This is a genomic window from Rhodoferax sp. GW822-FHT02D07, assembly GCF_058802405.1.
The window spans coordinates 36,972-57,052 of the sequence record NZ_JBXAOD010000001.1 but is presented as its reverse complement, the minus strand read 5'-3'; the positions used below and the strand labels follow the sequence as shown (position 1 = coordinate 57,052).

General features: G+C 62.0%; 26 protein-coding genes and 1 tRNA gene. 4 read left to right on the top strand and 23 right to left on the bottom strand.

All coding sequences use genetic code 11. The features are described from left to right. The first annotated feature begins 6 nt into the window (after nt 1–6). On the top strand, nt 7–210 hold the full coding sequence (locus tag AC1RNN_RS00330) for a DNA gyrase inhibitor YacG (RefSeq protein WP_493086951.1): 204 nt from the start codon (nt 7–9) through the stop codon (nt 208–210). Between the two features lie 28 nt (nt 211–238). On the opposite strand, the gene AC1RNN_RS00325 is transcribed toward AC1RNN_RS00330, so the two are convergent. The 5 genes from AC1RNN_RS00325 to AC1RNN_RS00305 form a co-directional block, all read right to left on the bottom strand. Further along, the gene (locus tag AC1RNN_RS00325; RefSeq protein WP_493086953.1) at nt 239–727 is read right to left on the bottom strand and encodes an NUDIX domain-containing protein; all 489 of its coding nucleotides are present in this window, start codon (nt 725–727) and stop codon (nt 239–241) included. Continuing rightward, a complete protein-coding gene (locus AC1RNN_RS00320; protein ID WP_493086955.1) occupies nt 724–1,608 on the bottom strand; it encodes an ATP-binding protein in 885 nt (294 codons plus the stop codon). Before AC1RNN_RS00320 ends, AC1RNN_RS00325 begins: the two co-directional genes overlap by 4 nt. Nucleotides 1,609–1,616: 8 nt before the next feature. Continuing rightward, the gene (argJ, locus tag AC1RNN_RS00315; protein ID WP_493086957.1) at nt 1,617–2,846 is read right to left on the bottom strand and encodes a bifunctional glutamate N-acetyltransferase/amino-acid acetyltransferase ArgJ; all 1,230 of its coding nucleotides are present in this window, start codon (nt 2,844–2,846) and stop codon (nt 1,617–1,619) included. A 7-nt stretch (nt 2,847–2,853) separates the two neighbouring features. After that, nucleotides 2,854–5,607, bottom strand: a complete 2,754-nt coding sequence (secA, locus tag AC1RNN_RS00310; protein WP_493086959.1) for a preprotein translocase subunit SecA — start codon at nt 5,605–5,607, stop codon at nt 2,854–2,856. Between the two features lie 137 nt (nt 5,608–5,744). Beyond that, on the bottom strand, nt 5,745–6,701 hold the full coding sequence (locus AC1RNN_RS00305) for a M23 family metallopeptidase (RefSeq protein WP_493086960.1): 957 nt from the start codon (nt 6,699–6,701) through the stop codon (nt 5,745–5,747). Nucleotides 6,702–6,727: 26 nt separating this feature from the next. On the opposite strand from AC1RNN_RS00305, the gene AC1RNN_RS00300 reads away from it, so the two are divergent. After that, complete coding sequence (locus AC1RNN_RS00300; RefSeq protein WP_493087093.1) at nt 6,728–7,045, top strand: hypothetical protein; 318 nt, start codon at nt 6,728–6,730, stop codon at nt 7,043–7,045. Nucleotides 7,046–7,063: 18 nt separating this feature from the next. Here the strand turns inward: AC1RNN_RS00300 and AC1RNN_RS00295 are convergent. From AC1RNN_RS00295 to petA, 6 genes are all read right to left on the bottom strand, one after another. After that, nucleotides 7,064–7,139 (bottom strand) — tRNA-Thr (locus AC1RNN_RS00295). Nucleotides 7,140–7,190: 51 nt separating this feature from the next. After that, nucleotides 7,191–7,655 carry a ClpXP protease specificity-enhancing factor gene (locus AC1RNN_RS00290; protein ID WP_493087095.1) on the bottom strand — a complete coding sequence of 155 codons (465 nt, stop codon included), beginning with the start codon at nt 7,653–7,655 and terminating at the stop codon, nt 7,191–7,193. Between the two features lie 20 nt (nt 7,656–7,675). After that, nucleotides 7,676–8,287, bottom strand: coding sequence for a glutathione S-transferase N-terminal domain-containing protein (locus tag AC1RNN_RS00285; RefSeq protein WP_493086962.1), 612 nt, complete (start codon nt 8,285–8,287; stop codon nt 7,676–7,678). 103 nt (nt 8,288–8,390) lie between these two features. Next, nucleotides 8,391–9,146: a cytochrome c1 gene (locus tag AC1RNN_RS00280; protein ID WP_493086964.1), complete on the bottom strand. Its 756-nt coding sequence runs from the start codon at nt 9,144–9,146 to the stop codon at nt 8,391–8,393. 18 nt (nt 9,147–9,164) lie between these two features. Further along, nucleotides 9,165–10,577 carry a cytochrome b gene (locus AC1RNN_RS00275; RefSeq protein WP_493086966.1) on the bottom strand — a complete coding sequence of 471 codons (1,413 nt, stop codon included), beginning with the start codon at nt 10,575–10,577 and terminating at the stop codon, nt 9,165–9,167. Between the two features lie 11 nt (nt 10,578–10,588). Further along, complete coding sequence (gene petA / locus AC1RNN_RS00270) at nt 10,589–11,203, bottom strand: ubiquinol-cytochrome c reductase iron-sulfur subunit (protein ID WP_493086968.1); 615 nt, start codon at nt 11,201–11,203, stop codon at nt 10,589–10,591. Nucleotides 11,204–11,358: 155 nt separating this feature from the next. Here petA and mscL point away from each other — a divergent pair, with 155 nt between their 5' ends. Then, entirely contained in the window at nt 11,359–11,787 is a 429-nt protein-coding gene (gene mscL / locus AC1RNN_RS00265; RefSeq protein ID WP_493086969.1) for a large conductance mechanosensitive channel protein MscL, read from the top strand. A gap of 76 nt (nt 11,788–11,863) precedes the next feature. Here mscL and pdxA read toward each other — a convergent pair whose 3' ends face one another. From pdxA to AC1RNN_RS00250, 3 genes are read right to left on the bottom strand one after another with little or no spacing between them, the layout of a single operon-like run. After that, nucleotides 11,864–12,910 carry a 4-hydroxythreonine-4-phosphate dehydrogenase PdxA gene (gene pdxA / locus AC1RNN_RS00260; protein WP_493086971.1) on the bottom strand — a complete coding sequence of 349 codons (1,047 nt, stop codon included), beginning with the start codon at nt 12,908–12,910 and terminating at the stop codon, nt 11,864–11,866. 5 nt (nt 12,911–12,915) lie between these two features. After that, nucleotides 12,916–13,674, bottom strand: coding sequence for a Nif3-like dinuclear metal center hexameric protein (locus tag AC1RNN_RS00255; RefSeq protein ID WP_493086973.1), 759 nt, complete (start codon nt 13,672–13,674; stop codon nt 12,916–12,918). Continuing rightward, nucleotides 13,671–14,045 carry a hypothetical protein gene (locus tag AC1RNN_RS00250; protein WP_493086975.1) on the bottom strand — a complete coding sequence of 125 codons (375 nt, stop codon included), beginning with the start codon at nt 14,043–14,045 and terminating at the stop codon, nt 13,671–13,673. The genes AC1RNN_RS00255 and AC1RNN_RS00250 overlap by 4 nt, the downstream gene beginning before the upstream one ends. Nucleotides 14,046–14,134: 89 nt before the next feature. On the opposite strand from AC1RNN_RS00250, the gene AC1RNN_RS00245 reads away from it, so the two are divergent. Next, nucleotides 14,135–15,277 carry a S1C family serine protease gene (locus tag AC1RNN_RS00245; protein WP_493086977.1) on the top strand — a complete coding sequence of 381 codons (1,143 nt, stop codon included), beginning with the start codon at nt 14,135–14,137 and terminating at the stop codon, nt 15,275–15,277. Between the two features lie 123 nt (nt 15,278–15,400). Here AC1RNN_RS00245 and tatC read toward each other — a convergent pair whose 3' ends face one another. Genes tatC through hisA form a run of 9 tightly spaced genes read right to left on the bottom strand, consistent with a single transcriptional unit; the run spans nt 15,401 to nt 20,057 of the window. Next, the gene (gene tatC, locus AC1RNN_RS00240) at nt 15,401–16,201 is read right to left on the bottom strand and encodes a twin-arginine translocase subunit TatC (protein ID WP_493086979.1); all 801 of its coding nucleotides are present in this window, start codon (nt 16,199–16,201) and stop codon (nt 15,401–15,403) included. A 24-nt stretch (nt 16,202–16,225) separates the two neighbouring features. Continuing rightward, nucleotides 16,226–16,669 (bottom strand): Sec-independent protein translocase protein TatB, encoded by a 444-nt coding sequence (gene tatB / locus AC1RNN_RS00235; RefSeq protein WP_493086981.1) that lies wholly within the window; start codon nt 16,667–16,669, stop codon nt 16,226–16,228. A gap of 12 nt (nt 16,670–16,681) precedes the next feature. Further along, nucleotides 16,682–16,927 (bottom strand): Sec-independent protein translocase subunit TatA, encoded by a 246-nt coding sequence (tatA, locus tag AC1RNN_RS00230; protein ID WP_493086983.1) that lies wholly within the window; start codon nt 16,925–16,927, stop codon nt 16,682–16,684. A gap of 53 nt (nt 16,928–16,980) precedes the next feature. Beyond that, nucleotides 16,981–17,358: a histidine triad nucleotide-binding protein gene (locus AC1RNN_RS00225; RefSeq protein ID WP_493086985.1), complete on the bottom strand. Its 378-nt coding sequence runs from the start codon at nt 17,356–17,358 to the stop codon at nt 16,981–16,983. Next, on the bottom strand, nt 17,355–17,756 hold the full coding sequence (locus AC1RNN_RS00220; RefSeq protein WP_493086987.1) for a DUF4870 family protein: 402 nt from the start codon (nt 17,754–17,756) through the stop codon (nt 17,355–17,357). The genes AC1RNN_RS00225 and AC1RNN_RS00220 overlap by 4 nt, the downstream gene beginning before the upstream one ends. 13 nt (nt 17,757–17,769) lie before the next feature. Continuing rightward, nucleotides 17,770–18,147: a phosphoribosyl-ATP diphosphatase gene (locus AC1RNN_RS00215; protein WP_493086989.1), complete on the bottom strand. Its 378-nt coding sequence runs from the start codon at nt 18,145–18,147 to the stop codon at nt 17,770–17,772. A 4-nt stretch (nt 18,148–18,151) separates the two neighbouring features. Then, nucleotides 18,152–18,541 (bottom strand): phosphoribosyl-AMP cyclohydrolase, encoded by a 390-nt coding sequence (gene hisI, locus AC1RNN_RS00210; protein ID WP_493086991.1) that lies wholly within the window; start codon nt 18,539–18,541, stop codon nt 18,152–18,154. After that, nucleotides 18,538–19,317, bottom strand: a complete 780-nt coding sequence (gene hisF, locus AC1RNN_RS00205) for an imidazole glycerol phosphate synthase subunit HisF (protein WP_493086993.1) — start codon at nt 19,315–19,317, stop codon at nt 18,538–18,540. Before hisF ends, hisI begins: the two co-directional genes overlap by 4 nt. Continuing rightward, the gene (hisA, locus tag AC1RNN_RS00200; RefSeq protein ID WP_294765972.1) at nt 19,317–20,057 is read right to left on the bottom strand and encodes a 1-(5-phosphoribosyl)-5-[(5-phosphoribosylamino)methylideneamino]imidazole-4-carboxamide isomerase; all 741 of its coding nucleotides are present in this window, start codon (nt 20,055–20,057) and stop codon (nt 19,317–19,319) included. The genes hisF and hisA overlap by 1 nt, the downstream gene beginning before the upstream one ends. Nucleotides 20,058–20,081: the final 24 nt, after the last annotated feature.

Genomic DNA, 20,081 nt, shown 5'->3' with positions numbered 1-20,081 from the left:
TGCGGCATGACAGCTTCCGTGCACGAAAAAGTCGTAGTCTGTCCGCAATGTGGCGGCGACAGCATCTACGCCGCAAGCAACCCCTACCGTCCCTTCTGCGGCGAGCGCTGCAAAAGTCTGGACTTGGGCGCCTGGGCTAGCGAGTCCTTTCGCGTTCCCAGCGAAGCACCGCCCGAAGACCTACAGTTTGGTGACCCCAAACTGCAATAGCTCCACATTCAAAACAGGGCTTAGCCCGCTAGGAATCTGCGCAAGCAGCTCCTGAATGTGTAGCACCCATGTGCTCTCGCTCAGTCGCAAACCATTCCAACACGGGAATCGTCCCGGGCAATACGGGTTGTACCTGCACCGGTAGCTGCTCCCAAGAGCAGGTCTGTGCTTCGCGCATCTGTAACTCACCTTCCCAGGCAAATACCTTGCAGAAGTTCAGCCGCACCAAGGCGTGCGGGTAGTCCACCAGCTCCACCTTCCAAGGCACAGCGGCCGCTATGGTGATGCCAATCTCTTCCTGCAACTCGCGCCGCAGCGCCTGCTCCACGGTCTCCCCCGCTTCCAGCTTACCGCCAGGAAACTCCCAGTAGCCCGCATAGGCCTTGCCCGCAGGGCGCGAAGTCAGCAGAAACGCACCGTCGGCGCGCACCAGCACACCCACGGCCACTTCCACCGCCTTGCGGTCTGGTCCGCCTTCGCGTGCCGCTTTTGGATCCGCAACCAAAGGCTGGTTCATGCCGGCGCCCGCCCTGCAAAATCCTTGGCAAACTGGTAGGCCACGCGTCCGCTGCGCGAACCGCGCTCCAGCGCCCACAGCAGGGCCTCGGCGCGTGCACTGGCAATGCGTTCTGCGCTGATGCCCAGGGCCCCCAGCCACTGGCCGACGATCGTCAGGTACTCGTCCTGACTGAAGGGGTAGAAGCTGACCCAGAGGCCAAATCGCTCGGATAGCGAAATCTTTTCTTCAACTACCTCTCCCGGGTGTACTTCGCCATCGTCCGTGTGCTTGTAGCTGAGGTTCTCCGACATGTACTCAGGGAGCAGGTGGCGGCGGTTGCTGGTCGCATAGATCAGCACATTCGGCGTGGCTGCTGCCACGGAGCCATCGAGCACCGACTTGAGGGCCTTGTAGCCCGCTTCACCCTCATCAAAACTCAGGTCGTCGCAAAACACGATGAACTTCTCGGGCCGCTGAGCGACCAACTCCACAATGTCGGTCAGGTCCACCAGGTCCGATTTGTCCACCTCGATGAGGCGCAGGCCCTGGGCGGCATAGGTGTGCAGACAGGCCCGGATCAGCGAGGACTTGCCAGTACCGCGTGCGCCGGTCAGCAGCACATTGTTGGCCGTCGCGCCGCGCACAAACTGGGCCGTGTTGCGCTGGATTTTTTCCTTCTGGTCATCGATCTCCTTGAGATCGTCCAGCGCCATGGCACCCACGTGCTGCACCGGCGTGATCACACCCTGGCCGGAGCGGCGACGGCGGTAACGGAAGGCGATGGAGGCATTCCAGTCCGGTTGCTCCACCCCGTGCGGCAACGAGGCCTCCACCCGTGCCATGAACTGCTCCGCACGCGCCAGAAAGCTCACCAGTTCCTTGCTCAGACTGTCACTCATGGGCCGGCTCAGGAACGGTAATCGGCGTTGATGGTCACGTACTCGTGGCTGAAGTCACAGGTCCAGACAGTTTGTGCCGCCTTGCCACGACCCAAGCCCACGCGCACGGTGATTTCGCTCTGCTTCATCACGCGCTGGCCGTCTTCCTCACGGTAGCTGGGGTTGCGCCCGCCGCGCGTTGCCACATGCACATCGTCCAGATGCAACTCGATACCAGTCTGGTCCAGGTCCTCAATGCCCGCATAGCCCACGGCCGCGAGGATACGGCCCAGATTCGGGTCACTGGCATAAAAGGCCGTCTTCACCAAGGGCGAGTGCGCAATCGCGTACGCTACTTTGCGGCATTCGTCTTCCGTGCGGCCGCCCTGGACCTGCACGGTGATGAACTTAGTCGCGCCCTCGCCGTCACGCACAATGGCTTGGGCCAACTGGCGTGCCACGCTCAGCATGGCGGCCAGCAAGGCCTGGCCATCGGCCGACTCCAGCGAAGTGATCTCGGCATTGCCTACTTGGTTGCTCGCAATCACCACCAGCGAATCGTTGGTGGAGGTATCGCCATCCACCGTCACGCGGTTGAAGGAGCCTTCGGCCAGGGCCAGCGAAAGCTGGTGCATGACCGATTGGCTTACACAAGCGTCGGTAGCGATGAAGCCCAGCATGGTGGCCATATTCGGGCGGATCATGCCAGCACCCTTGCTGATACCGCTGATGCTGATGCGCTTGCCGCCCAGTTCCAGCTGCGCGCCATAGGCCTTGGGCTGGGTGTCAGTGGTCATGATGCCTTCGGCTGCCTTGGCCCAATGATCCAGGCGCGCATCAGCAATCGCCGCGTCCAGCCCCGCCTCGATACGGTCCACTGGCAGCGGCTCCATGATCACACCGGTGGAAAAGGGCAGCACCTGTTGCGCACCAATGCCCAGCTTGGCGGCTAGCGCCTCACAGCTACGTTGCGCACGCGCCAAGCCGTCTGCACCAGTGCCCGCATTGGCGTTCCCAGTGTTGATCAGCAGTGCGCGCACGCCTTGGCCTGCGGCCAGGTGTTCGCGGCACAGTTGCACGGGCGCAGCGCAAAAGCGGTTGGAGGTGAATACCCCCGACACGCTGGCGCCCGCATCGAGCAGCACCACAGTCAAGTCCTTGCGACCTTGCTTGCGCACGCCCGCTTCGGTCACACCAATACGCACCCCCGCGATGGGGAACAGGGATGCCGCATCGGGCAGGGGAAGGTTCACAGGCATGGGATCCTCAGCTCAGTTGGCCGTGGCAGTGTTTGTACTTCTTGCCGCTACCGCAGGGGCAGGCGTCGTTGCGGCCCACGCGCGGCACATCGCTGGCGCTGGGCTTGACGGTGGTGTTATCCACTGTGGTCTCCACTTCACCGGTTTCGGTGGGCGCGCTGTAGGTCACATTGGCAATGCTTTCGCCACGGCTTTCCATGGCGTCAGCAGCCTGCTCCAGCTGCTCGCTGGACTGGATCTTCACCGTCATGAGAATCTTGGTGACTTCGTTCTTCACCGAGTCGAGCAACTGGCCGAACAGTTCGAAGGCTTCTCGCTTGTATTCCTGCTTTGGCTGCTTCTGCGCATAGCCGCGGAGATGGATGCCCTGGCGCAGGTAGTCCAGCGCGCTGAGGTGGTCGCGCCAATGGCTGTCGATGCTTTGCAGCAATACCATGCGTTCGAACTGGGTGAAGTTTTCAGCCCCCACCAGATCCACCTTGGCCTGGAAGGCCGCATTGGCCGCCTCCACCACGCGGGTCACTAGCTCTTCATCGGTGATGGAGCTGGCGTCCGACACCTGCTTTTGCAGGTCCAGCGCGATCTGCCAGTCGTCGCTCAATGCCTGCTGCAGCGCGGGAATGTCCCATTGCTCCTCAACGGACTCGGCCGGCACATACTGGCGCACCAGGTCTTCAAACGCACCTTCGCGCAGCGATGCAATCTGCGCACCCAGATCCTGCGCATCCAGAATCGCATTGCGCTGCTGGTAGATCACCTTGCGCTGGTCGTTGGACACATCGTCGTATTCCAGCAGTTGCTTGCGCATGTCGAAGTTGCGGGCTTCCACCTTGCGCTGGGCACTCTCGATGCTGCGCGTCACGATGCCGGCTTCGATGGCTTCGCCATCGGGCATCTTGAGGCGGTCCATGATGGCCTTGACGCGGTCACCTGCAAAGATGCGCATCAGCGAATCATCCAGGCTCAGGTAGAAGCGCGAGGAACCAGGGTCGCCCTGACGGCCCGAACGGCCACGCAACTGGTTGTCGATACGGCGCGACTCATGGCGCTCGGTGGCGATGATGCGCAGACCGCCCAGGGCCTTGATGGTTTCATGATCCTGCGACCACTGCGCACGCAGGGCTGCAATACCAGCAGCCTTGGCGGCCTCGTCCAGCGCTTCATCGGCCTCGATGGCCTGGATGTCTTTCTCGATATTGCCGCCCAACACAATGTCGGTCCCACGACCGGCCATATTGGTAGCGATGGTGATCATCTTGGCACGACCTGCCTGGGCCACGATATCGGCCTCACGCGCGTGCTGCTTGGCGTTGAGCACTTGGTGGGGCAGCTTTTCCTTCTCCAGCAGTTGGGCGATGATTTCAGAGTTTTCGATCGATGTCGTGCCCACCAGCACCGGCTGGCCACGCTCATAACACTCGCGGATGTCCTTGATCGCTGCCTCGTACTTCTCGCGCGTGGTCTTGTAGACGCGATCGAGCTGGTCCTCGCGGCGGCTAATGCGGTTCGGCGGAATCACCACCGTCTCCAAGCCGTAAATCTCCTGGAATTCATAGGCCTCGGTGTCGGCCGTACCGGTCATGCCAGCGAGTTTGCTGTAGAGGCGGAAGTAGTTCTGGAAGGTGATGGAAGCCAGTGTCTGGTTCTCGGCCTGAATCTGCACGCCTTCCTTGGCTTCCACAGCCTGGTGCAGGCCATCGCTCCAGCGGCGACCCGACATCAGGCGACCGGTGAACTCGTCAACGATGACGATCTCACCGTTCTGCACCACATAGTGTTGGTCACGGTGGTAAAGGTGATTGGCCCGCAGCGCAGCATACAGATGGTGCATCAGCGTGATGTTCGCCGGGTCATAAAGCGAAGAGCCGGCGGGGATCAATCCCAGCTCAGCAAAAATCTGTTCGGCCACCTCATGGCCTTGCTCGGTCAGAAATACCTGGTGACTCTTCTCGTCGAGCGTGAAGTCGCCGGGCTTGATGATGCCCTCACCAGTGCGCGGATCGGCTTCGCCCTCCTGCTTGACCAGCTTGGGAATGGCCTTGTTGATGGCGATATAGAGGTCGGTATGGTCTTCGGCTTGGCCGCTGATGATGAGCGGCGTGCGCGCCTCGTCAATCAGGATGGAGTCCACCTCATCGACGATGGCGAAGTTGAGGCCGCGTTGCACGCGGTCGGCCACTTCGTAGACCATGTTGTCACGCAGGTAGTCGAAACCGTATTCGTTGTTGGTACCGTAGGTGATGTCGGCGCGGTAGGCAGCCTGCTTTTCCTCGCGAGGCACCTGGGGCATGTTGATACCCACCGTCAGACCCAGGAAGTTGTAGAGGCGTCCCATCCAGGTCGCATCGCGGCTGGCGAGGTAATCGTTGACCGTCACCACATGCACGCCCCTACCACTCAGCGCGTTGAGGTAGACCGGCAACGTGGCCGTCAGCGTCTTCCCTTCACCTGTCCGCATTTCAGAAATCTTGCCGTAGTGCAAGGACATGCCACCCAGCAGCTGCACATCAAAATGGCGCATCTTCATGACGCGCTTGGAGCCCTCACGCACCACCGCAAAGGCCTCGGGCAGGATGGAATCCAGAGTCTCGCCCTTGGCCACGCGATCCTTGAATTCCTGGGTCTTGCCGCGCAAGGCCTCGTCACTCAGTCCTTCAAATTGCGGCTCCAGCGCATTGATGCGCGCGACGACGGAGCGGTACTGCTTGAGCAAGCGGTCATTGCGACTGCCAAAGATTTTGGTGAGGATATTGATGGCCATGCATGCAAGACTGGCCTGCTCCCCACCATGGGCAGCAGATCAGCGCAGTCCTTTTTCTCGTCTGGGTAAATGGGGGCATTCAGATGGAAGACAAGCGCCGCGCACTTGGCCCCACCACAAATACCAAACCGCCCATTTTAGCGTTGCGTATCAGCCGCTTTGGACTGCGCCAAATGACTAGCGGGCAGCTGGCGCCCCGCATTCAGGAACTTCTGCGGATCCTGCGGCACCCCTTGCACCAGCACTTCAAAATGCAAATGGGGGCCCGTGGAACGGCCCGAGGTGCCCACTTCGGCGATCTTTTGTCCTCGCTTGATCAAATCGCCTTTTTTGACAAACACCTTGGACGCATGGGCGTACCGGGTGATCAGGTTGTTCCCATGGTCAATTTCGATCATGTTTCCATACTGGAAGTGAAACTCCTGTGTCACCACCATGCCGCCCGCAGCCGAATAAATGGGGGTGCCTGTCTCTGCAGGAAAGTCCAGCCCGGTATGCAGTGCCGAACGGCCAGTGATGGGATCAATACGCCAGCCAAAGGCCGAGCCCAGATTCGCATCCAGCACCGGCAATTGCGTCGGCACCATCATCTTTTTGATCTTCTGCTCAAACAGGCGCGACTCCATGACAGTCATCGCGTCCGCGCGCTGGCCCGCCAGCAGGTCCAGCGCGCCCAGACTGGAATCCAGCTCTTCCATCGTCAAAGGCCGCCCTTCCACCAGCAGCCCGCCCTGGCCGGGTTTGACCTTGATTTCGGCAGGATTGATGCCCGCCAACCCCGATACACGCTCGCCGAGTGACTCCAGTTGCAGCAGCTTGGCCTGCATTTCACCGACTTTTTTGGCGAGAACGTCGATGTTCTCCCGCATGTAGCGGTCCCTCTGGGCGAACTCGTCCTTCACCACCAAACGCACGAGGGAACCGATGATGGGCCAACCTTCACGCGCACCCTTGAGAAAAACCCAGTGGTACAAACCGGCGGATACTAGCATCAGGGCCAGCGAAAGAGCCAGCAGGGACAAGACCAAACGCCCGCCGCTCAAATGAAATGCCCGGCTTCTGGCCATCCAGGCATCCGTGATAATGATTTGCATACTCCAACACCTTCTTCATGCAATCCTTGACCCGGAATCACCGTGCCGTGACGGCCCTGCAGGCCAGCCGCGAATCTCCAACTCTGGCACGGCTCAGCGACCTTGCAGCAGAGTCTTCGGCACGGCTCAAGAGTCTGGACACCGTAATTCCGCGCGCCTTGCGAAAGGCGGTACAGGCGGGTCCGATTGAAGGAGACGAGTGGTGCCTGCTACTGGACAACAATGCCGTGGCGGCCAAGCTGCGCCAACTGCTGCCCGCCATGCAAGCGCACCTGCGCTCCAAAGGCTGGGAGGTTAACTCAATTCGCTTAAAGGTCCAAGTGTCGCCGTCGGGCAAGATGTAAATCCGGACGGGAAAAGAATGGTGCCGCTTGTCGGATTCGAACTGACGACCTACCGCTTACAAGGCGGGTGCTCTACCAACTGAGCTAAAGCGGCACGGGCTGCATTCTACATCAGCCCCAAGAGACTTCTGGACTGGAAGCCTCGCTATTTCACACGGGTCAACGCAGGCCTGCCACCGCCAGTCGGCCGCGGAGTCTCTGGTCCACCACCTTCTTCGCCGCTGGACACAGGGGCCAAGGCAGCCGGCTTGGGCTCTGCGGCTGCAGGCTTGCCGGCAACATCGTGAGCGGCCATCACGGGAAAGGCCATGCCCTGGCCATTCTCGCGCGCATAGATAGCGAGAACACGATGCACCGGCACCAGAATGTCCCGCGCCACTCCCCCAAAGCGCCCCTTGAACTCGATGAACTCATTGCCCAGTTGCAGGGCACTGGTAGCGTCGAAGCTGATGTTCAAAACGATCTCGCCGTCCTTCACATACTCGTGCGGTACGCGCACCGAGTCGTCAACCTGAACGGCAATGAAAGGGGTAAAGCCATTGTCCGTACACCATTCGTACAGGGCACGAATGAGGTACGGGCGTGTGGACAAAGCGTTGTCGGCATCCATCATGGCTGTATTGTGCCTGCTTACTTGCGCATCACCTTTTCCGAGGGGGTCAGCGCCTCAATGTACGCGGGGCGCGAGAAGATGCGCTCGGCGTACTTGAGCAAGGGCGCAGCGTTCTTGCTGAGGTCGATGCCGTAGTAGTCCAGACGCCAGAGAAGGGGCGCGATGGCCACGTCCAGCATGGAGAAGTTCTCACCCAGCATGTACTTGTTCTTGAGGAACACGGGAGCCAGCTGCGTGAGGCGGTCGCGGATATGCGAGCGCGCCTTGTCCAGCGCCTTCTCGTTGCCCTTGGAGGCACGCGCTTCCAGCGTGGACACGTGGACGAACAGCTCCTTCTCGAAGTTGAGCAGGAACAGGCGCACGCGTGCGCGATCCACCGGATCGCCAGGCATCAGCTGGGGATGGGGGAAACGCTCGTCGATGTACTCGTTGATGATGTTGGACTCGTACAGGATCAGGTCGCGCTCGACCAGAATCGGCACTTGGCCATAGGGGTTCATCACGCTGATGTCTTCGGGCTTGTTGTACAAGTCCACATCGCGGATTTCGAAGTCCATGCCCTTTTCGAACAGGACGAAACGGCAACGGTGAGAGAAGGGGCAGGTTGTTCCTGAATACAGCACCATCATGGCGGGGGACTCCTAAAAAATGAAAAAGAGTGGGTCGCCTTGGCAGACCCACTCTGACACCATCACCGCAGGCCCTCAGGGCCCGTGCGACAGCACGATACGCTTACTTGACGTCTTTCCAGAACGACGCATTCAGACGCCATGTGAACAAGGTCAGCACAGCCAGGAACAACAACACCCAGACGCCCACACGCACACGGGTATTCTGGGCCGGTTCGCCCATCCACTGCAGATAGTTCACCAGATCCCCGATGGCCTGGTCGTACTGCACAGGCGTCATGGTGCCGGGGGTCAGTTGCTTCCAGCCGGTGAGCACATGAACCTCGTGGCCGTGTTCTTCGCGCACATCGTATTGAGGTTCGCGCTTGCCCTGCAGTTCCCACAACACGTGGGGCATGCCCACGCTGGGGAACACCAGGTTGTTCCAACCGGTAGCCTTGGTTTCGTCAGGATAGTAGGTGCGCAGGTAGGTGTACAGGTAATCTGCACCCGAACCACCAGCACCGGCACGCGAACGGGCGATCACAGTCAGGTCGGGCGGATTGGCACCAAACCATTCCTTGGCCTGCTTGGGATCAATGGCGGCCTTCATGGTCTCACCCACTTTTTCAGTGGTGAAGAGCAGGTTGTCCTTGATCTGTTGGTCCGTCAGGCCAATGTCCTTCAGGCGGTTGAAGCGCATGAAGGCTGCCGAGTGGCAGTTCAGGCAGTAGTTGACGAACAGTTTGGCACCGTTTTGCAGGGACACCAGGTCATTGGTCTTGATCGGGGCCTTGTCCAGCGGAATGCCACCGCCCGAGGCGTGGGCACCAGCCACGAAGCCGACGGCGGCCAACAGAGTGATGAGGATTTTTTTCATGTCAGTCGTCTCCGGCGCTCAGTGGGCCGCAAAGGTCACACGGTCAGGCACCTGCTTGGACTCGCCCAGCGTGCTCCACCAGGGCATCAGCAGGAAGAAGCCGAAGTAAAACAGGGTGCCCACTTGCGAGACACGCTCACCAATGGGGGACGGCGGCTGCACGCCCAGGTAGGCCAGCACCACGAAGTTGATCACGAAGATGCCGTAGAGGTACTTGTGCCAATCGGGGCGGTAGCGGATGGACTTGACCGGACTGTGGTCCAGCCATGGCAGGAAGAACAGGATGATGACCGCGCCACCCATGACCACCACACCCCAGAACTTGGCGTCGATGGAGAGCATGAGCACAGTCGCCACCACGGCGGCACCAGCCAACACGCCCTTGAAGATCACGGGCATCTTGAACTTGAAGATGCTGAAAGCAGCAGCACCCAGCACGCAGGCGATTAGCGCGTACATCATCTCGCTGGTGATGGCACGCAGCATCGAATAGAAGGGCGTGAAGTACCAAACCGGGGCGATGTGGGCCGGGGTCTTGAGCGGGTCAGCCGGGATGAAGTTGTTGTACTCCAGGAAGTAGCCACCGAACTCGGGTGCGAAGAAGATGATGGCGGTGAACACCATCAGGAACACGCTGACGCCAAAGATGTCATGCACCGTGTAGTAGGGGTGGAAGGGCACGCCGTCCAGGGGGTGGCCAGCCGCATCGCGGGGAGCGTTGGGGCCCTTGATCTCGATGCCATCGGGGTTGTTGGAGCCCACATCGTGCAGCGCCAGCAAGTGCGCCACCACCAAGCCCAGCAGGACCAGGGGCACAGCGATCACGTGGAAGCTGAAGAAGCGGTTCAGGGTCGCATCGCCCACCACGTAGTCACCGCGAATCAGCAGCGCCAGGTCGGGACCGACCAAGGGAACGGCGGCAAACAGGTTCACGATCACCTGGGCACCCCAGTAGGACATCTGGCCCCAGGGCAGCAGGTAGCCCATGAAGGCTTCGGCCATCAGACACAGGAAGATGGCGCAGCCGAAGATCCAGACCAGCTCGCGCGGCTTGCGATAGCTGCCGTAGAGCAGGCCACGGAACATGTGCAGGTAGACCACCACAAAGAATGCCGAGGCGCCGGTGGAGTGCATGTAGCGGATCAACCAGCCCCATGGCACGTCGCGCATGATGTACTCAACCGAGCCGAAAGCCAGGTTGGCGTCGGGCTTGTAGTGCATCACCAGGAAAATGCCGGTGACGATCTGGATCACCAGCACCAGCAGGGCCAGCGAACCAAAGATGTACCAGAAGTTGAAGTTTTTCGGAGCGTAATACTCCGACATGTGGACGCGGTAGGCATCGAAGGCGGTGGGGAAGCGGTTTTCAAACCAGTTCGTCACCTTTTCGCCAGCCGAGGCGTTGGGAGAGATTTCCTTGAATGTCGCCATGTCGTCGGTCCTCAGGCTTTCTTGTCTTCGCCGATCAGCAACTTGCTGTCGGACAGGTACATGTGCGGCGGCACTTCGAGGTTGTCCGGCGCGGGCTTGTTCTTGAACACGCGACCGGCCATGTCAAAGGTGGAACCGTGGCAGGGGCAGAGGAAACCGCCCTTCCAGCTGTCGGGCAGCGAGGGCTGGGCACCGGGCTGGAACTTGTCGGAGGGCGAGCAACCCAGGTGGGAGCAGATGCCCACGGCCACAAACACTTCGGGCTTGATAGAGCGGCCTTCGTTGCGCGCGTATTCGGGGGTCAGTTCATTGGGCTTGCGCTCGGACTTTGGGTCGGCGAGCTCAGCGTCCAGGCTGGGGAGTGCGGCCACCTGTTCAGGCGTGCGGCGCACGATCCAGACCGGCTTGCCGCGCCATTCCACCGTCTTTTTCTCACCGGGCTTGATGTCTGCGATGTCCACTTCCACGGCAGCACCGGCGGCCTTGGCGCGCTCGGAGGGCTGGAAGGTGCTCACAAAGGGGACGGCGGTTGCAACGCCGCCCACTGCACCAGCGCAGCCGGAAGCAATCAACCACGTCCGCTTGCTGGCGTCGATCTGTTTGGTGTCGACAAGGGTTTCACTCATGAGAATCCTCAATGAACATCGCTAGTAGGGGTAAGCGGGCATTGTAGCTGACGGCAGTAGGGTTATTCAACGCGCCCATGGGCCCGACCGCTCTGGTTTACCCCTGTTTTGTGGGTAATACTTGGCACCTTTCAAACACTCTGGAGCATGCAGCGATGGGAATGATTCAAGAATTCAAGGACTTCGCGGTCAAGGGCAATGTCATCGACCTCGCCGTGGGTGTGATCATCGGTGGCGCCTTCGGCAAGATCGTGGACTCTGTGGTGGGCGACTTGATCATGCCGCTGGTGGGCGCAGTGATCGGCAAGCTGGACTTCTCCAACCTCTTTGTGGTGCTGGGCGCCGTGCCGCCGGGCACCGATGCAACGCTGGCAGGCCTCAAAAAGGCCGGCGTGCCGGTGTTTGCCTATGGCAACTTCATCACCGTGGCGGTGAACTTTGCGATTCTGGCTTTCATCATCTTCCTGATGGTCAAGCAGATCAACCGCCTGAAGAAGGAAGCCCCGGCCGCCGAACCCGCACCCGTGGTAACACCCGAAGACGTGCTACTGCTGCGTGAAATCCGCGACAGCCTCAAGAAATAAGCTAGGAGGCAGCGCAAAACGCTATCAATTCAGTAGCTGTTTGCGCAATGAATACGGGGGCTGATGCCCCCTTTTCTTATGACGTGGCCGCTTGGCAGAGCTGCCGCGCCATGCGGATGGCCGCCAGCAAGCTGGACGGATCGGCCTGGCCCGTTCCGGCAATGTCAAACGCGGTACCGTGGTCCGGGCTGGTACGCACCAGCGGCAGGCCCAGCGTCACGTTCACGCCCTGCTCCACCCCTAGGTACTTCACCGGAATCAGGCCCTGGTCGTGGTACATGGCCACCACCGCGTCGAACTCGCCCGGGTGGCCAGGTGCGTTGCGGGCCCGCATGAACACGGTGTCCGGCGCGTAGGGGCCAAAAACCTGGCATCCCTGCGCGCGCGCTGCCTCCACCGCCGGAATCACGGTATCCAGCTCCTCACGGCCGAAGAGACCACCCTCCCCCGCATGCGGGTTCACGCCCGCCACCGCAATGCGCGGGGCCCGGCCCAGCGTACGGCGCAGCGCGGCGTCGGTGATCAGGATGGTTTGCAACACGTTGTCGTGCGTCACGGCCGCCAGCGCGTCACGCAGGGACACGTGGATGCTCACCAGCACCGTGCGCAGTTCGTCGTTCGCCAGCATCATGCGCACCGGCATGGCATCCACCGCCACACCCGCATGGCGCGCAGCGGCGGCCTGCAGCATTTCGGTATGGCCGGGGAAGGCGTCGTACGGGGCGCCAGCAGCAGAGAGCGCTTCCTTGTGCAGCGGCGCAGTCACCAACGCGGCCACCTCACCCCGCAAGGCGGCATCAGCCGCCCACATCACGCAGCGGCCGGCAAACTCACCCGCAGCGGCGCTGACCTGGCCCAGCGCCACCGGCGGCAGGGCCTCGCCCACCTGCAGCACCGGCAGGCAGCGCGGGGGCAAATCAGCCACCTCGGCAGGCGTGGAGATCTGCACCACGGGCAGCGGCCCCGCCCCGCCCTGTACGGTGGCCAGCGCGCGGCGCATGGCCTGCACGTCTCCGGCCACGAAACAGCCTTCCAAAGACTCGGACTGCTCCAGATAGCTCTTGGCAATGATTTCGGGGCCGATGCCGGCAGCATCGCCCAGGGTGATGGCAATCGGATGCATCGTGTCTATGCGGGGTTGTCGATGTCGATGAACTGGTGTTCCAGGCCCAGCGCTGCCGCTGCGTGGGCTGCCACAGCCGGCGCGCCGTAGCGTTCGCTGGCGTGGTGGCCGCAGGCGATGTAGGCCACGCCGCACTCGCGCGCGTAGTGAGCCTGGGGCTCGGAAATCTCGCCGGTGATGTAGGCGTCGGCCCCGGCAGCAATGGCCGCTTCAAAGTAGCCCTGCGCTCCGCCAGTGCACCACGCTATGTTTTTAATAGCTCTTTGCGAACTATCCACAAGGGTTGCAGGCCGATTCAATGCTTTCTCCACATGCGTCGTCAACGCCCGGGCATCGGCAAAGCCTTCGCCACCTGCGCGGCTTCCCAGCCACCCCAGTTGTTGCTCGCCAAAGCGCGCATCCCCCTGCAGACCCAACACCCGCCCCAGTTGGGCGTTGTTGCCCAACTCAGGGTGGGCGTCCAGCGGCAGGTGGTAGGCAAAGAGATTGATGTCATGCGCCAGCAGCAGGCCCAGGCGCTGGCGCATCCAGCCGGTCACCCGGCCATCCTGCCCGCGCCAGAACAGGCCGTGGTGCACAAAGATGGCATCGGCCTGCGCCGCCACGGCCGCTTCGATCAGGGCCAGACTGGCCGTGACGCCGGAGACGATCTTGCGCACCTGCGCGCGCCCTTCCACCTGCAGGCCGTTGGGGCCGTAGTCCTTGAATCGCTCGGGCTGGAGCAAGGTGTCCAGATGGGCAAGCAGTGTGATGCGGTCTGTCATGGCGCTCTGTCGTCGGTTGAAGCTGGCATTGTCGTTGAGGCGGGGGGCTGCCAGTCGCTGTCGCAGCCCTGGCCCGCAGCAATCCAGCGCCGAGCCAGCCGCCCCAGCAGCGCCGACAGGGCGGGCGCCAGCCCGCGCAGCCACGGTGGCAGGGACTGGGTCAACACGGCCTGCGGCTCGGTGATGGCGCCGCAGCGGTACACGGCCGCCGGGGTATCCCAGCGCAAGGCCGTACAGGCGCCCTGGCGCCGCCCGGACAGCAGCATGCCCAACGGGCAGGGCTGGGCCAGGCAGCAGACCCCGCAGCCATTGCAGGCCGCGCCCTCGGCGGGCTTGGGCGGAGCGTCGGGTTGGATCCAGATGGTGGGCATGGCAGCAGTTCCGCACTGTAACGCCCGCCGCCGGGCGCCTACAATTTGCAGCCTGTGGCGCTTCTCGGCGCCCTCTGCTGGACTCCCTCATGAAACGTCTCTGGTTGCTGTTTTCCCAGACCACCACCGTGTTGCTGGCCGCCTACTTCGTGGTCGCCACCCTCAAACCCCAATGGCTGGGGCACACAGCAGCCAGCGGCACCATCGCCCTGCTGGAAGCCCCGGGCGGCGAACCCGGCGAAGCACCGCCCGGCAGCTTCCGTCTGGCGGCGCAGAAGGCTTCGGCCGCCGTGGTCAGCATCAACACCAGCAAGGCCGCCACCAAGAACCCCAATGCCAACGACCCCTGGTTCAAGTTCTTCTATGGCGACCAGGGCAACGAACCCCAGGGCGGCTTGGGTAGCGGCGTCATCGTCAGCCCCAGTGGCTACATCCTGACCAACAACCACGTGATCGAAGGCGCCGACGAGATCGAAGTCTTCTTCAACGACAGCCGCCATGCCCCCGCCAAGGTGATTGGCACCGACCCGGACAGCGACCTCGCCGTGCTCAAGGTCGAGCTCGACAAGCTGCCCACCATCGTGCTGGGCAACTCCGACAACCTGCAAGTGGGCGATCAGGTCCTGGCCATTGGCAACCCCTTTGGCGTGGGCCAGACCGTGACCAGCGGCATCGTCAGCGCGCTGGGCCGCAACCAGCTGGGCATCAACACCTTCGAAAACTTCATCCAGACCGACGCCGCCATCAACCCCGGCAACTCGGGCGGCGCGCTGGTGGACACGCACGGCAACCTGCTGGGCATCAACACCGCCATCTACTCCCGCTCGGGCGGCAGCATGGGCATTGGCTTTGCCATCCCCGTGGCCACAGCCAAGATGGTGCTGGACGGTATCGTGAAGGACGGTCAGGTCACACGCGGCTGGATTGGCGTGGAACCCAACGATCTGTCACCCGAATTGGCCGAGACTTTCGACGTCAAGACCAAGGAAGGCGTGATCATCACGGGCGTGCTGCAAAACGGTCCTGCCGCCCAGGCCGGCGTGCGCCCGGGTGACGTGATCCTGAGCATTGCCGAGAAGCCCGTGGCCGATGTCACACAGCTGCTCTCCATCGTGGCTTCGCTCAAGCCCGGTACGCCGGCGGCATTCACTGTCGAGCGCAAGAACCAGAAGCTGCAACTCAACGTGACTCCCGGTGTACGCCCCAAGCCCAAGGCGACACCGGCGCGGTAAACCCCGCCGACCCTGAACGATGGGCACAAAAAAAGGCGACCTACGGGTCGCCTTTTGCTATGAATTCAGGAGTTTTTTGCGCACTATCCACGGGGGCCAAGGGCCATTCAGACCCTTATCCGGCTAGGAGGATGCATCCGTAGCCGGCGCCTCTTCCGGCGGGGCTTGGGTTTTCTTGATGAAGATCACCGCAGCCCAGATACCCAGTTCGTACAAGATGCACATGGGAATCGCCAGCGCCAGCTGGGACACCACGTCGGGCGGGGTGACGATGGCGGCCACCACAAAGGCCACCACGATGAAGTAGCTGCGGAAGCCCTTGAGCTTCTCGATGCTGACCAGTCCCATTCGAGCCACCAAAATGACCACCACGGGAACTTGAAACGCAGCACCAAACGCAATGTACATGGAGAGAATGAACTCCACGGCATTGGCGATGTCGGGCGTAGCTTGTACCGATGCCGGCGTGAATTGCTGCACAAACGCGAATACCCTGTCCAACACAAAGAACTGCACGAACGCCATTCCCGAGTAGGCCAGAACGCTACCCATCAGGATAAGTGGCAGTACAAAGTTCTTTTCATGCTTATATAGACCTGGGGCCACGAACCGCCAGACTTGGTAGATCAACCAGGGCAGCGCCAAAAGAATGGCAGCCAACATCAGTATCTTGAGCGGAATGAAGAAAGGTGAGATGACGCCCGTCGCGATCATCTTCGGTGTCTCCGGTGGCAGATGCGCAGAAATTGGGTGAACCACAAAATCCATCAAACGGGATGGACCGGGCCAAATCGCCAACGCGGCCGTGGCCAACACGATCCCATAGATGGAATAGAGCAGGCGGTCGCGCAGCTCCATCAAATGCTGCACAAATGGCTGCTCGGTGCCGGCAAGCTCGTCTTGCGGTTGGTTGTCTGATGCCATGGGGGGGGGGAAAGTGAGGGCGACTTAGCGCAGACCCGGAGGCCGGAAGCGCGCCACGCGCGCCGCGCCCGACTGCGCCTTGGTCCGCACGCCATTGCGGGCCTTGTACCACTGCGGTGTGGCGCCCTGTTTCAGGCGCCAGTTCTTGCGGGGGTGTTTGTACTGCAGGGGCTCCGGCTCCAGCGCGGCGTCGGTGGCGTCGGTCCAGGACTTCTCGAAGTCGCTGGCCTGTGTCTGGATGCTGCTTTCCACGTCGCGGGCGGCACCTTCCACCGTCTCGCGCATCTTCTTTAGCTCGTCGAGCTCCATGGAGCGGTTGACCTCGGCCTTGACGTCAGCCACATAGCGCTGCGCCTTGCCCAGCAGGGTGCCCACGGTGCGGGCCACCTTGGGAAGCTTCTCGGGCCCGATGACGACCAGCGCCACCGCGCCGATCAGCGCCATCTTGGATATGCCGAGATCAATCACGCAGTGCTTCGCTTAATTCTTTTGCTTGGCTTCCACGTCGATCGTGGTCTTGTCAGCAGCTGCAGTGTTGGTGACTTGCTGCGCGGGAGCGGCAGGCTTGTCGTCAGCAGCTGCGGTGCCACCGTCCTTCATGCCGTCCTTGAAGCCCTTGACGGCGCCGCCCAGGTCGGAGCCGATGTTCTTGAGCTTCTTGGTGCCGAAGACCATGACGACGATCAGCAAAACAATCAGCCAGTGCCAGATAGAAAAAGAACCCATGATGATTAACTCCTAACGATGTGTTGAATTCTAGTCGCGGCAAGTAAAGCCGCTCATCCTCGCGCCCAAGGGCGTGGACCGCCCATGACGTGGAAGTGCAGGTGATGCACTTCCTGCCCGCCTTCGGCGCCAGTATTGGTCACCACGCGATAGCCCCCTTCCGGGTAGGGGTTGCAGCCCTGCTCCAGCGCCAGCTTGGGCACCAAACCCATGATGTGGCCCAACAGGGCTCCGTGCTCGGGCCCGACCTGGGCCATGCTGGGGATATGGGCCTTCGGGATCAGCAGGAAATGCACCGGTGCCCAGGGGTTGATGTCATGGAAAGCGTAGACCTGCTCATCCTCGTAGACCGCCTTGGACGGAATCTGCTTGGCGACGATCTTGCAAAAGATGCAGTTCGGGTCGTGGGCGGTATGGCCGTGTGCAGTCATGCACCAATCTCCTGTCCTTTGTTCATGGCGATGAAGCCGCTGATGATGCGATAGAGGAACCACAGCGACACCAGCCCCCAGGCGACAAAGCCCGGAATGATGAGCAGGAGCCAGAGTGGCGCCGTGACGATGTAGAGCAGGCCGGCGATCAGCACCGAGCGGATGCGCCAGCGGAAATGGGAGGCGTGCCAGGTGCCTGCGGCGTCATCGCGCTTGACCATATCCAGAATCAGCGCGGCCAGCAGCAGCGCCACGCCAAACTGGCCACCGGGGATGAAAGCGCTGACCGCCACGATGAGGTGCAGCACATAGCTGATGGTGCCCACCGTGTTGAGCGACTGCAGCTGCTCCATGCTCACACTGGCCGGTACCTTGCTCAAGGAATCGTCATCGGGCATGGAGAACCTCCTGCTACTTGGATTCGCTGTCCCGCGCAATCGCCTTGCGCAGGGCTTTTTCTTCCAAACCGCTGGTACCCACGCGGCGCTCCAGCTCGGCAATCACGTCCGCGGGCGACAGGCCGTAGTGCGCCAGCGCCACCATGCTGTGGAACCAGAGATCGGCTACCTCGTAGACGATCTTGCTCGCGTCGCCGCCGTGGTCGGCATCCTTGGCCGCCATGACCACCTCGGTCGCTTCTTCGCCAATCTTCTTCAGGAAGGCGTCGGGGCCCTTGTGCAGCAGGCGGGAGACGTAGCTCGCGTCCGGGTCGCCACCGTTGCCGGGCTTGCGGCTTTCGATAACGGCGGCCAGGGCGGCCAGGGAATCCTGGGAGGTGGGGGGAGACATACGCTTATTTGTAGATGGATTCGGGGTCTTTCAAGACCGGATCGACGGCCTGCCAGACGCCGTTTTTTAACACGCTGAAAAAACAGCTGTGGCGGCCCGTGTGGCAGGCGATGCCGGGCTCGTGGCCCAGCTGGGTCACCTTGAGCAGCACCACGTCGTTGTCGCAGTCCAGGCGGATTTCGTGCACGGTCTGCACGTGGCCGGACTCCTCACCCTTGAACCAGAGCTTGTTGCGTGAGCGGCTGAAGTAGACCGCGCGGCCCAGCTCGGCGGTTTTCTCCAGCGCCTCGCGATTCATCCAGGCGAACATGAGCACGTCGTTCGTGCCCTGCTCCTGCGCGATCACGGGCACCAGGCCCTGGGCGTCCCAGCGGACAGCATCGAGCCAGCTCATGCGCGCACCGGAATGCCGCGCTCGGCCATGCGGGCCTTGGCCTGGCCCACGGTGTATTCACCGTAGTGGAAGATGCTGGCGGCCAGCACCGCGTCGGCACCGCCCTGCTGCACACCGTCGGCCAGGTGGTCCAAGTTGCCCACGCCGCCGCTGGCAATCACAGGCACGCTGATGGCGTCGGCCACGGCGCGCGTCAGCGCGAGGTCAAAACCGCTCTTGGTGCCGTCGCGGTCCATGCTGGTGAGCAGAATCTCTCCAGCACCACGGCGGGCCATCTCGGTCGCCCAGGCCACGGCGTCCAGGCCGGTGTTCTTGCGTCCGCCGTGGCTGTACACATCCCAGCCGGGACCGCGCGTGGCGGCGTCTTCGTCGGAACGGCGCTTGGCGTCGATGGCCACCACAATGGCCTGCGCGCCGTACTTGAGGGAGGAATCTTCAATCACCTGCGGGTTGGCAATGGCGGCGGAGTTGAAGCTGACCTTGTCGGCACCCGCATTGAGCAGGCGGCGCACATCTTCGACCACGCGCACGCCCCCGCCCACGGTCAGCGGGATGAAGACCTGCGAGGCCACGGCTTCGATGATGTGCAGGATCAGGTCGCGGCCGTCGCTGGTCGCGGTGATGTCCAGAAAGGTGAGTTCGTCGGCGCCCTGGTCGTTGTAGCGGGCGGCGATTTCCACCGGGTCACCGGCGTCGCGCAGCTCGACAAAGTTCACGCCTTTGACAACCCGGCCGCCTGTCACATCCAGGCAAGGAATGATGCGTTTGGCCAGCATCAGCCGTTGAGCTCGTCAGCGCGTGTCTGAGCAGCTGCAAAGTCCAAATCCCCGCTGTAAATCGCGCGGCCGCAGATCACGCCTTCCACGCCCTCGTCTTCCACCGCACACAGGGCTTCGATGTCGGCCATGTTGGACAGGCCACCGGAGGCGATGACGGGGATGGTCAGGGCCTGTGCCAGCTTGACGGTGGCGTCGATGTTGATGCCCGATAGCATGCCGTCGCGGCCGATGTCGGTGTAGATGATGGATTCGACGCCGTAGTCCTCGAACTTCTTGCCCAGGTCGATCACGTCGTGGCGGGTCAGCTTGCTCCAGCCGTCGGTAGCCACCTTGCCGTCGCGGGCGTCCAGGCCGACGATGATGTGGCCGCCGAAGGCGGTGCAGGCGTCCTGCAGGAAGCCGGGGTTCTTGACCGCAGCGGTACCGATGATGACGTAGCGCAGGCCGGCGTCGAGGTAGCGCTCGATGGTGTCCAGGTCACGAATGCCGCCACCCAGCTGCACATCGATCTCGCTGCCCACTTCCTTCAGGATCTTGCGGATGGCCTGCTCGTTCTTGGGGTGACCGGCAAAGGCGCCGTTCAGGTCCACCAGATGCAGGCGGCGCGCGCCCTTGTCCACCCAGCTGCGGGCCATGACCGCGGGGTCCTCGCCGAAAGTGGTGGATTGGTCCATATCGCCTTGTTTGAGGCGAACGCAGTGGCCGTCTTTGAGGTCAATTGCAGGAATTAAAAGCATGGTGCTTCAGGGTTGGAGGAAAAG